Annotated in this window: 10 protein-coding genes and 6 tRNA genes; 6 read left to right on the plus strand and 10 right to left on the minus strand. The window is 41.1% G+C overall.

Annotation, left to right across the window (positions count from 1 at the left end; all coding sequences use genetic code 11):
- The first annotated feature begins 296 nt into the window (after positions 1-296).
- The 3 genes from FTU16_RS10990 to FTU16_RS11000 are packed head-to-tail and all read left to right on the plus strand — an operon-like array spanning position 297 to position 2,499.
- Positions 297-797 (plus strand): YfiR family protein, encoded by a 501-nt coding sequence (locus FTU16_RS10990; protein WP_180103195.1) that lies wholly within the window; start codon positions 297-299, stop codon positions 795-797.
- A complete protein-coding gene (locus FTU16_RS10995) occupies positions 794-2,011 on the plus strand; it encodes a diguanylate cyclase domain-containing protein (protein ID WP_180005406.1) in 1,218 nt (405 codons plus the stop codon). The genes FTU16_RS10990 and FTU16_RS10995 overlap by 4 nt, the downstream gene beginning before the upstream one ends.
- An 8-nt stretch (positions 2,012-2,019) precedes the next feature.
- A complete protein-coding gene (locus FTU16_RS11000; RefSeq protein ID WP_078191210.1) occupies positions 2,020-2,499 on the plus strand; it encodes an OmpA family protein in 480 nt (159 codons plus the stop codon).
- Between the two features lie 114 nt (positions 2,500-2,613).
- Here the strand turns inward: FTU16_RS11000 and FTU16_RS11005 are convergent.
- The 10 genes from FTU16_RS11005 to secA all read right to left on the minus strand — a co-directional run bounded on the left by FTU16_RS11005 (position 2,614) and on the right by secA (position 9,268).
- Positions 2,614-2,690 (minus strand) — tRNA-Pro (locus tag FTU16_RS11005).
- 17 nt (positions 2,691-2,707) lie between these two features.
- A tRNA-His gene (locus FTU16_RS11010) sits at positions 2,708-2,783 on the minus strand.
- Between the two features lie 105 nt (positions 2,784-2,888).
- A tRNA-Pro gene (locus tag FTU16_RS11015) sits at positions 2,889-2,965 on the minus strand.
- A 3-nt stretch (positions 2,966-2,968) separates the two neighbouring features.
- Positions 2,969-3,044: transfer RNA gene (locus FTU16_RS11020), tRNA-His, on the minus strand.
- A 44-nt stretch (positions 3,045-3,088) separates the two neighbouring features.
- Positions 3,089-3,165, minus strand: a tRNA-Arg gene (locus FTU16_RS11025).
- 45 nt (positions 3,166-3,210) lie between these two features.
- Positions 3,211-3,287 (minus strand) — tRNA-Pro (locus tag FTU16_RS11030).
- 154 nt (positions 3,288-3,441) lie between these two features.
- A complete protein-coding gene (nadA, locus tag FTU16_RS11035) occupies positions 3,442-4,509 on the minus strand; it encodes a quinolinate synthase NadA (protein ID WP_078191211.1) in 1,068 nt (355 codons plus the stop codon).
- A gap of 153 nt (positions 4,510-4,662) precedes the next feature.
- A complete protein-coding gene (gene argJ / locus FTU16_RS11040; protein ID WP_180005408.1) occupies positions 4,663-5,883 on the minus strand; it encodes a bifunctional glutamate N-acetyltransferase/amino-acid acetyltransferase ArgJ in 1,221 nt (406 codons plus the stop codon).
- 160 nt (positions 5,884-6,043) lie between these two features.
- Positions 6,044-6,400, minus strand: a complete 357-nt coding sequence (locus FTU16_RS11045; RefSeq protein WP_180055834.1) for a hypothetical protein — start codon at positions 6,398-6,400, stop codon at positions 6,044-6,046.
- Positions 6,401-6,544: 144 nt separating this feature from the next.
- Positions 6,545-9,268, minus strand: coding sequence for a preprotein translocase subunit SecA (secA, locus tag FTU16_RS11050; RefSeq protein WP_180163243.1), 2,724 nt, complete (start codon positions 9,266-9,268; stop codon positions 6,545-6,547).
- A gap of 337 nt (positions 9,269-9,605) precedes the next feature.
- Here secA and FTU16_RS11055 point away from each other — a divergent pair, with 337 nt between their 5' ends.
- The 3 genes from FTU16_RS11055 to FTU16_RS11065 all read left to right on the plus strand — a co-directional run bounded on the left by FTU16_RS11055 (position 9,606) and on the right by FTU16_RS11065 (position 11,960).
- Positions 9,606-10,241: a peroxiredoxin gene (locus FTU16_RS11055; RefSeq protein ID WP_180163244.1), complete on the plus strand. Its 636-nt coding sequence runs from the start codon at positions 9,606-9,608 to the stop codon at positions 10,239-10,241.
- Positions 10,242-10,543: 302 nt separating this feature from the next.
- The gene (locus FTU16_RS11060) at positions 10,544-11,371 is read left to right on the plus strand and encodes an MBL fold metallo-hydrolase (protein WP_180118295.1); all 828 of its coding nucleotides are present in this window, start codon (positions 10,544-10,546) and stop codon (positions 11,369-11,371) included.
- Positions 11,372-11,420: 49 nt separating this feature from the next.
- Positions 11,421-11,960, plus strand: a complete 540-nt coding sequence (locus tag FTU16_RS11065; protein ID WP_373683458.1) for a dual specificity protein phosphatase family protein — start codon at positions 11,421-11,423, stop codon at positions 11,958-11,960.
- Positions 11,961-11,971 lie beyond the last annotated feature (11 nt).

An 11,971-nucleotide genomic window follows, 5' to 3' on the forward strand; every position in this document is an offset into this window, starting at 1 on the left:
ACCGGTAATTCAAATTATTTTTAAACTTATCAAATAAAACCCAACTTAATTAATTCAACCAAGTCATTGTTTTATCAGAAGTTTTAATCTTCATCACCGCCGATGGATGTGCATTCTACAGTATTTCACATTCGTTGCAACACCTTTTTTATGATTTATTTTACGCATGTCGCTTTTTTAAACACATAAACATTCTTTTGTATTATTATTGGGCTATATACGCCCTATTTCATATAATAAAACGTATATACACCCAATTTTCATTCCATTTAATTTAAGACATTTTTTGATTTCGTATGGTTGTTTTAAAAAAAACTGCCTATTTAATAATGGCGTGCTCCATTTCACCCTTATTATATGCAGCTCCCACAGCAAATATTTTCACAACCACTTTCTCTATTTTGAGTTATGCCAAGTGGGAAACCACTTCACCCAAATTTTGCGTGATTAATAATTCAAGTTTAGTCAATGATTTTAAAAAACTTGCGCCAACCCACAGCAGTTATAAAATTACAGCCATCAATGTGAATGACATCAAATCCAGTCATTGCCAAGTTTTATTTTTTTCCAATCTATCAGCAAAAGAAGAACAAAGTATTTTAAACAACCATGTTAATTTCCCCGCCCTCTCTCTAAGTAGTAACAATAGTGAGTGTGAGTCGGGCAGTGCATTTTGTTTGTATAAAAAAAATCAGAGTTATTCGTTTAAAATTAATATGGAAAGTTTAACGCAGTCACAAATACATATTGATCCACGCGTTTTATTACTGGCGAAGTCATCGGAGTCAGCTGAATGAAACAACTCTATAATCCAATTACATTGCACCAATTATTTACGCGTTCGCAGCTCACCATCTTTGCTTTAACTTTTACAATTTGTTCTGCGATATTTTTGGTTATTTCCACCTATACCATGCATACCTATGCAAAAAACAGCTTAACGATTTTATCGAACGCAATAAACGAACGCGTTCAACCTGCTGTGGTGTTTAATGACCAAACAACGATGCATCAAATTTTAAACGAATACACTCAACTGTATCCCATTCGATCGATAGAAATTACAAACCATCAAAATGCGTCGCTGGCTCATGCTGAGCAACAAGAAATTTCAACATTTTCCAGCCAAGCGATTTTAGATTATTTCTTTTTTAGCCAACCGATTCGTTTAGATATCCATCATGATCAGAAAAGTTATGGTGAACTGATCGTATATGGAAACTCTTCAGATTTAGTTAGTTTCTTCCATAAAATTTTATTGGGTTTATTTTTAGGTTTTATACTTTTATTGGCTACTGTGTTTTGGTCGGTGAATTCTGTTTATCAATACTTAATGCAATCCGTTCGCTCGATTGTTGAATCAGCCCAAACCATTAGTATTAAGAAAGATTATAAAATGCGGGTTTCAAACTCTGATATTCAAGAATTACACGCACTCAGTACCGCCTTTAATGGTTTACTCAGTGAAATCGAACAGTCAAATAAAAACTTAATTTCAGAAAATGACAAGCTAATTCATCTAGCACGTCATGATGCATTAACCCAATTGCCAAATCGTAATTATTTTTATGAAAAGCTGTTTGAGCTATTTGACCTACAAGCGAATGCTGCTGTGTTCTTTGTCGATATTGAAAACTTTAAACATGTGAATGACCAATATGGACACTTAGCTGGAGATGCAGTACTGCGTGCCTCATCACATTGTTTAAAACAAGCACTGCCAGATGATGCTTTCGTTGCGCGACTCGGTGGTGATGAATTTGCAATTATTATCAATCGCTTAAATTTCCTGACAGAACTCGAAGTCTATTGTCACAAAATACATGAATGCTATGGTTCCACATTTGTTTATGAGCAACATAATATTGCATTACAAGCTAATATTGGTGTGGCACTGATCCAAAATGCAAAATCGCCAGAAGATTTGATCGCAGATGCGGAACGCGCGATGTATGATGCTAAACTTTCGAATAATCATTGGTGCATTGCACTACACCGCCCCAACTCATAGGATTTGCTATGTTAAAGAACGCATTTAAAGTTTTATTTATACTTGCATTCACGGCCACTATGACAGCCTGCATGAGTTTAGGTAACTTAAGCTATAAACAAGCACGTATGCTTAAAAAAGAAGGTTTTGTCTTGACCAATGATGGTTGGACACTTGCCCTACCAGAACGACTTTTATTTGGTTTTGATGATTATCAAATTCAACCTCACCAACAAGGCAAGTTAAATACACTCGCCACTCAACTGATTAAATATGACCTAAACAAAATTAAGTTTATTGGTCATACGGATAATGTTGGACAAGCCAATTACAACCAACAACTGTCAGAAAAACGTGCGCAAAGCGTCGCAAACGTCTTTTTAAAGCAAGGTTATAACAGTTCAAATATTCAAATTATTGGCCGTGGTGCTGAACAGCCGATGGTTTCCAATGACACCGAAACAAATCGTGCCATCAACCGTCGTGTAAATGTCACCATCATCCCCTAAATAGCGGAATTTGGAAAAGCCACCTTCAGGTGGCTTTTTTATTTTTTATAAATTTCAGGCATAAAAAAACCGCTAAATGCGGCATCTTTTTCATAGTATTGCTTTTGAGATAAATGGTCGGAGCAGTAGGATTCGAACCTACGACCCCCTGGTCCCAAACCAGGTGCACTACCAGGCTGTGCTATGCTCCGCTTTCAACTTTAAAAGTTGGGGTGAATGATGGGATTCGAACCCACGACAACCGGAATCACAATCCGGGGCTCTACCAACTGAGCTACATCCACCATCATGTTCTTGCTTGTGAATAACCAATATAACGCATTTTAAATTACAGGCATAAAAAAACCGCTGTATGCGGTATCTTTTATCGACCGTTTTCTTTGAGAAAATGGTCGGAGCAGTAGGATTCGAACCTACGACCCCCTGGTCCCAAACCAGGTGCACTACCAGGCTGTGCTATGCTCCGAATTGGGGTGAATGATGGGATTCGAACCCACGACAACCGGAATCACAATCCGGGGCTCTACCAACTGAGCTACATCCACCATCACAACAAGTTTCAGATTCTAGTATCAGAACACCATTATAATGGCGCGCCTGACAGGATTCGAACCTGTGACCATCCGCTTAGAAGGCGGATGCTCTATCCAACTGAGCTACAGGCGCATTACCGATGACATAGACTATCACGCGATTTTTGCCTTGAGAAATTGGTCGGAGCAGTAGGATTCGAACCTACGACCCCCTGGTCCCAAACCAGGTGCACTACCAGGCTGTGCTATGCTCCGTTTCATCTCAGCTTTCGCTGTATCGCATATCGTGCGGTACGGTGTGCATTCTAGGCGTGACGTTGATTAACGTCAACACCTATCTTCAAAAAAACATAAAAAATCATTTCAAGCGATTATTTATCAAGCACTTTAATCATTTTTCAAGCAAAAATTAACGTTTTAAACTGGCACTGAAATTCAACATCCGATCTAAAGGCAATTTAGCACGCTCAGCCAATGCCGGATCTACAAAAATTTCCTGATCGCCTTTTTGTAAAACTTCCAGAATGCCATCCAATTCATTCATGGCCATCCAAGGGCAATGCGCACATGAACGACAAGTCGCTCCCTCACCTGCCGTCGGTGCTTCGATGAGAATTTTATTTGGTACAGCTTGCTGCATTTTATAAAAAATACCACGATCTGTTGCCACGATTAAACGTTCGTGTGGCAAGGTTTGTGCAGCTTTGATCAGTTGCGAGGTGCTACCGACGGCATCTGCAATATCCACCACAGATTCTGGTGACTCTGGATGCACCAAAACTGCTGCATCAGGATACAACGCTTTCATATTGGCAATACCACGCGCACGGAATTCTTCATGAACAATACATGCCCCATCCCATAGCAACATGTCTGCACCGGTTTTCTTTTGAATATAACGACCGAGATGCTGATCGGGTGCCCAAATAATTTTTTCACCTAAACTATCTAAATGCTCAACAATTTCAACTGCACAGCTCGAGGTGACCACCCAATCTGCACGCGCTTTCACTGCTGCCGAGGTATTGGCATATACTACAACTGTATGATCCGGATGTGCATCGCAAAATTTAGTAAATTCATCGACCGGACAGCCCAAATCAAGTGAGCATGTTGCCTCTAGAGTAGGCATCAGTACGGTTTTTTCAGGAGATAAAATCTTCGAGGTCTCCCCCATGAATTTCACCCCTGCAACCACCAACGTCGTTGCTTCATGATCCCGACCAAAACGTGCCATTTCAAGTGAATCCGAAACGCACCCACCTGTCAGTTCTGCTAGTTCCTGCACTTCAGGATCACAGTAATAGTGTGCAACAAGGACAGCGTTACGTTTTTTGAGTTCCGCTTTAATTAATTCAAACTTTTCAAGCTTTGCAGCTTCCGTTAAGTGATGCTCTTTAACATCGCCCAAACGATCCAAATGCGCTTGTACAATTGATTTTGCTTCATTTGCAATTAAGTTGTTTGCATTATTCATCACAACGTCTTCTCTACCCTTAATGCCTGCTACTACACAGGTGCTTCACAACTGACCCATAAATATGGCACTTGGCTATTTTTTACCGGTCATTAAAAAGTTCCACTTATAAAAAAGCCTCACAACGGAGGCTTTTCAAAAACATCAAATATCTTATGAACGATAATCTGCATTAATCTTGACATAGTCATACGACAGATCACAGGTATACACAGTATCTTGAGCACTGCCACGCCCTAAATCTACACGGATCGTGATTTCAGATTTTTCCATCTCCGCAGCCCCTGCTGCTTCGGTATAATCTGCTGCTGCGCCACCATCTTTACAGATTTGAACATCACCCAACCAGACCTGAATTTTTTCAACATCTAAGTTTGGCACACCGGCATAACCAATTGCTGCCAAAATACGACCCCAGTTTGGATCTGATGCGAAGATTGCAGTTTTAACCAACGGTGAATGTGCAATGCTATAAGCAATATCACAACATTCTTGAGTATCTGCACCGCCTTCTACTGCCACAGTAATAAACTTCGTCGCACCTTCACCATCACGGACAATAAGCTGTGCAAGTCGTTTCATCACACGTGTTAACACGTCTAAAACAGCAGCATAACGTGAATCTGTTTCTGAAGTAATTTCTACGCCACCAGCTTGACCCGTTGCAATCAAAATACATGAGTCATTCGTTGAGGTATCACCATCCACTGTAATACGGTTAAACGACAGGTTAACTGTGGTTTTCAAAAGCTGTTGCACTAACTCACGACTAATGGGTGCATCCGTTGCTACATAACTCAACATGGTCGCCATATTTGGACGAATCATGCCTGCACCTTTAGAAATACCAGTCATGGTATACAAAACCCCATCTAGCTCAAACTGCTCAGATGCACCTTTAGGTGTGGTATCTGTGGTCATAATGCCTGTTGCCGCATCCAACCAAGCATCTTCTTGTAAACTATCTAATGCGGGTTGCAAGCCTTGAACCAAACGATCAATAGGTAATTGCTCGCCAATTACACCCGTTGAAAAAGGAAGGACTTCTGTATTTTGAACACCTGCCAGTTCCGCCAGTTTCGCACACGTCGCTTCAGCATTTGCCATGCCGATTTTGCCAGTACCGGCATTGGCATTTCCGGTGTTAATCACTAAATAACGTGGATTACCTGCCAATAAGTGCGCTTTCGAAATATGGACCGGTGCTGCACAAAATGCATTTTGAGTAAAAACGCCTGCAACATTAGAACCTTCAGCAAATTCAAAAATGACAAGGTCACGTCGGTTCTGATAGCGCACATATGCTTCAGCCGAACCGATTTTTACACCTTTCACCACATGCATCTGTGGCATAGATACGTCACCAACTGCCATTTTTCAACGTCCAACTATATGAGTTATAAAAAATACAGCTTAGTGCAAAATCTATAAAAAATCGAGCAGAAGCACGGTTTTGCTGTAATTTTATTGTGGATTTCTTTTGCACATAAAAAAACCAGTCTTCCGACTGGTCTTTACCACTGTTCGTCGTAAATTAGTTACGCGCCAGCTGAGTTGCTTCATCAAGAAGCACTTGTTTCGCTTTTTGTTGACTCGCAGCAGAAAGTGCTGGGTTTTCAGCCACAATACGGTCAGCATTCGCCGCATTGGCTGCTGCAATTTTCGCAGTTTGCAATACGATCGGACGATTTGGATTGGCAAAGGTATAGCGAATACCCGTACGCGGGCTTGCTACAGTCACTTGACCGTCAGTACCAATCTGTACTTGAGTTGTTGTTGGACCAACTGCTTGTTGAACTTTCTCTACAGAAGTCGTCTGAGGAGCGTTTGCAAAGGTAAAAGTTGGCAAAGCCAAAGCAGCAATCATGAACGGTTTTAGTACTTTTTTCATTGTCTTTTCCGTCTTACGGTTATTGATAGAAACTAAATAACATTTAATCCGCTGCACTGCAAATACTATTCAGGTCAGATCAGCTGAGTAAATAAAAAATCAGAGCGCGATGGCTCTGATTTATTTGAAATTAAACAATGCTGTTTAAATTTTACCGTGACATTGTTTATATTTTAGACCTGAACCACATGGGCACGGTGAGTTACGACTTTCTGGCGGAACAATCACTTGCTCTGCAGGTGTATATTGCGCATCGATAACATCATTACCGTTGGCTTCAGCCAACAAATTATCAAAGTCATTGTGTGACAATTGAAGATTCATTGATTCAGCTTGAGCCTGTTTTTGAGCTTCCATTTCTGCAAGCTCTTCGGCTGTAGGCACATGAATACGAGATAAATCTGTCACGACATCTGACTTAATCACAGCAAGCATGTTTACAAATAAATTAAAGGCTTCTTTTTTGTATTCTTGCTCAGGATTTTTCTGCGCATAACCACGTAAATGAATCCCTTGACGTAAGTAATCCATTGCTGCCAAATGCTCTTTCCAATGGCGGTCCAATGAATTCAACATAAAGTGACGTTCGAGCATTGCAGCCGTTTCGTCACCCATTTGCGTACGACGTGAACGGTAGTGCTGAAGAACTTCATCAGTAATACGTTCAACCAAAGCTTCTTCATCCAAACGACGATCTTGCTCTAACCACTGCGAAATTGGCAGTTCAATCGATAGATCTTCACGTAGCGCCTTTTCAAGACCTTCTATATCCCACTGATCGTGAATAGACTCAGGTGGAATATATACTTCGATCATGCCTTTAGTCACATCCTGAATCATTGTTTCGATGTAATCTTGCAATGATGCTTCTTCAAGAATTTCATCACGTTGAGAGTAAATAATCTTACGTTGCTCGTTGTTTACGTCATCGTATTTCAATAGATTTTTACGAATATCGAAGTTACGTGCTTCAACTTTACGTTGTGCATTTTCAATCGAGCGTGACACCATTTTATGTTCAATGGCTTCATCTTCTTTCAGACCCATGGCACGCATCATCGCAACCACGCGATCACCAGCAAAGATACGCATCAAGTCATCTTCAAGCGACAAGTAGAACCGTGATACACCTGGGTCACCTTGACGACCCGCACGACCACGTAACTGGTTATCAATACGACGAGATTCATGACGTTCTGAACCAATGATGTGTAAACCACCAGAGTTCAACACCATGTCATGATTTTGTTCCCACTCAGCTTTTAAACGCGCTTCATCTGCTGCCGTTGGCTCTTCAATCTTCGCCAGTAAGGCTTTCCAGTTACCACCCAACAGAATATCGGTACCACGACCGGCCATGTTGGTAGCAATCGTCACTGCACGCGGTGAACCCGCTTGCGCAATAATATCCGCTTCACGCTCATGTTGTTTCGCATTGAGCACTTCATGTTGAATGCCAGCTTCTTTCAGCTTATCTGATAAAATTTCAGAGGCTTCAATGGTTGCTGTACCAATCAGAATCGGTGCAACACCTGCTTCATGAACACGTTGAATTTCTTGAATGATGGCGTTGTATTTACCTTCACGGTTTAAATAGATTAAATCATTTTGGTCATTACGAATCATCGGGCGATGGGTTGGAATCAGTACAACATCCAAGCCATAAATTTCTTTCATTTCTGCAGCTTCAGTATCTGCAGTACCCGTCATCCCTGATAATTTCTTATAAAGACGGAAATAGTTCTGGAATGTGGTGGTTGCCAAAGTTTGGTTTTCAGGTTGAATTTCCAAACCTTCTTTTGCTTCTACTGCTTGATGCAAACCTTCAGACCAACGACGACCCGGCATGGTACGACCGGTGTTTTCATCGACAATAATCACTTCACCATCATTGATGATGTAATGCACGTTGCGTTGGTATAGGTAATGCGCACGAATGGCCGCAGAAACATGGTGTACCAAGTTCAAGTTTGCAGATGAATATAGACTTTCACCTTCAGCAAGCAAGCCCATTTGAATCAATTCAGCTTCCACGGTTTCATAACCGACTTCGGTCATTTCTACAGAACGCTGTTTTTCATCAATCCAGAAGTGACCGCCATCTGGCACCTTCTCTTCTTTTTGTGCATGAAGTTTTGGTGGAATGCTGTTAATGGCAGCATACAACTGAGAAGAGTCTTCTGATTGACCAGAAATGATCAACGGTGTACGCGCTTCATCAATCAGGATCGAATCGACCTCATCGATGATGGCATAGGTTAAGCTGCGCTGTTTTTTCTCAGCAGCAGAAAACACCATGTTGTCACGCAAGTAATCGAAACCGAATTCGTTGTTGGTACCGTAAGTAATGTCAGCTCGATACGCTTGAGCTTTTTCAGTTGGGTCTTGCATTGAGTAAATAATCCCAATGCTTAAACCTAAAAATTCGAATAATGGACGGTTTAACTCAGCATCTCGCTGCGCCAGATAATCGTTCACTGTAATCACGTGAACACCTTCACCACTAATCGCATTGAGGTAACAAGCAAGCGTTCCCATGAGGGTTTTACCTTCACCGGTACGCATCTCTGCGATCTTACCTTCATGTAAGGTAATACCACCAATCAGCTGTACGTCATAATGACGCATGCCCATGACACGCTTTGCAGCTTCACGACAAACAGCAAACGCTTCAGGTAATAATTTATCAAGGCTGTCGCCTTTGTTATAACGTTCTTTGAATTCTTCAGTTTTTGCAGATAAGTCTGCATCGCTTAGAACAGATATCGTCGGCTCGAGCGCATTAATCTTCTCTACGATTTTACGCATGCGTTTGAGTTCGCGCTCATTTTTGGTACCGAAGATTCCTCCGATCAGACTTGCCAACATGAATAGACTCTCTAAATCTTGCTTGTCAAATGAATATATTTTCTTAGTCGTTATTATGGTGCTAGAAATTCGAAGTACAAGGGTTTTGCACAAAAATCCCCTTAAATATTCTGCGCTCGGGTTCTAGCCCCGGAGACTTAAGGCAAGCTAATGTAACAAATTTTCTGCAGACAACATAGTGACTCTGTCGTGAGATATTTCGCATTTATCCCCCAATAAAACTGTTTGATATGAAATATATTCATAAAGAAATGAAAAAACACTATTTTTAATCATAAAAAAAATCCTTCATATTTATTTTCAAGTTAAACAAATTCAATAAATACGGGGATATTCCATGACGATTCGTTTAGGTGATACTGCACCAGACTTTACTCAAGACTCAAGCGAAGGCAGCATTCAGTTTTATGACTTTTTAGGTGACAGTTGGGGCATTTTATTTTCGCATCCTGCCGATTACACCCCAGTCTGCACCACAGAACTTGGATTTACCGCAAAACTAAAAGATGAATTTAGCAAACGTGGTGTCAAGGCCATTGCCCTGTCTGTTGACGATGTTGAGTCGCATCATGGTTGGATTAATGACATTAACAATACTCAAAATACCACGGTGAACTTCCCGATCATTGCGGACAAAGACCGTAGAGTGTCTACCCTCTATGATTTCATTCACCCCAATGCCAGCGAAACATTAACTGTTCGCTCTTTGGTGATCATCGATCCCAATAAAAAAGTCCGTTTAATCATTACTTATCCTGCATCAACGGGGCGTAATTTCCATGAAATTTTACGTGTCATTGACTCTTTACAACTGACAGACAACCATAAAGTTGCAACACCGGCCAACTGGCAACATGGTGAAGATGTGGTGATTGTGCCGTCATTAAAAGATGAAGAGGAAATCAAACAACGCTTTCCTCAAGGGTATAAGGCAGTTACGCCTTACCTTCGTTTAACGCCTCAACCTAAGTGAGAATAAAACGGAGCATTGCGCTGTCCGAGCGTAAGATAAGAAGTTCTGCTGCGAGTGACCAAGCGAAGATACAACTTTAACTATTTTTAAGCGCAGCACTAGAGCCAACTACGGATCATAACCATAGCTACTTATAGTTACTATAGTTTTCCCCTCAGAACGAATGACGAGCCCGTTCTGGCATTCTCCAACCTGCTCATCTTCGGATGAGCTTTTTTTTGATTACAAATTCCTCTCAGGGATTAGATTGGTTAAACCTCTCAAATCCGTTATAACTAAGAAAAACTTGAAAATAACAAACCGTGATTCATCAAATTCATCATTTACATTGTGGTAGTTTTTGTCCAACGTGTGCCCCTTTATTTGGACAGAAAGGCTTTCGCGCACATTTGGTTTGTCATTGCCTGCTCATTGAAACTGATAAAGGGCTCGTCTTAGTCGATACAGGACTGGGCTTACAAGATTATTTACATCCACAAAATCGTTTAGGTCGGTTTATTTCACGCACAGCGCAGATTAAATTTAATCCGCAACTAAGTGCGATTCATCAAATTCAAAAATTAGGTTTTAAGGCTCAAGATGTTCAACACATTTTGTTGTCACACTTAGATTTTGATCATGCTGGCGGGATCTCAGATTTTCCGCAGGCGACCGTGCATGTCTTAGCCAGTGAATATAATGCCACTCAAAATCTTCATAGCTTAAAATCACGACTGCGCTATCGACCACAGCAGTTCCAACAGCATCGTTATTGGAACTTTATCGAAAACATCGGGACGCAAGCATGGTTTAACTTAGAGCACACTGCCGGTCTATCTATTTTTCAAGAGGATATTTTAATGCTCCCACTTTTGGGACATACCGCGGGTCATGCCGGTATTGCGATTAAAAACAACCATCGCTGGTTGTTATATTGCGGCGATGCTTATTACTCACAGCATCAATTAAATCCAAATTTTCATTCGCGGGCCTTAAATCAGCTTGAGCGTTTATTTGCCACCGACAATACACAGCGACTGCACACACTTCATAAGATTCAGCAGTTAGCACAGCATCCGGACATCGATCTCATCTGCGCACATGACCCATTCGAACTCGCTCGCTATCAGAACACAAGCAATGACCGCTAAAATCCTGCCAATGATCCTCCTTAGTGTTAGCTTCAGCTTCACGGGTTGCATGACATCAAATCCATTACCGTTAAATGAACGTCCTAAGCATTGGGGAAAAGTCGTTCATCAACAGCATAATTTTTATCAGATCAGCCCAACAGTATTTCGCAGTGAACAACCTGATGCAGATCTCGCCCCTATTCTACGAGAACAGCACATCGATGTGATCATAAATTTACGTTCGCGGCATCATGACCCAGAACGCTTAGACAACGCTATTGATATGCAAAAGATTAATTTTGTACATATTCCGATACACACGTGGCAAATCGATCGTGAAGATTTATTGGCGGTGATGAAAACCATAAAAGTGGCTGAACAACAGCAGCAAAAAGTATTAATCTATTGCTACCACGGCTCAGACCGTACAGGCGCGAGTGCGGCCATGTACCGTATAATTTTTCAGCATTGGTCCATTGAGGAAGCAAAACGTGAAATGAAACAAGGTGGCTATGGCTTCCACCCTATTTGGAAAAATATTGACCGTTTATTCAGCCCTGAAAATATAAAATGGATTCAGCAACAACTACTGAATCCATCTTATTAAAGGTCATTTCT

This window comes from Acinetobacter sp. YH12069, from assembly GCF_013419675.1.
Taxonomy (GTDB): Bacteria; Pseudomonadota; Gammaproteobacteria; order Pseudomonadales; family Moraxellaceae; genus Acinetobacter; species Acinetobacter amyesii.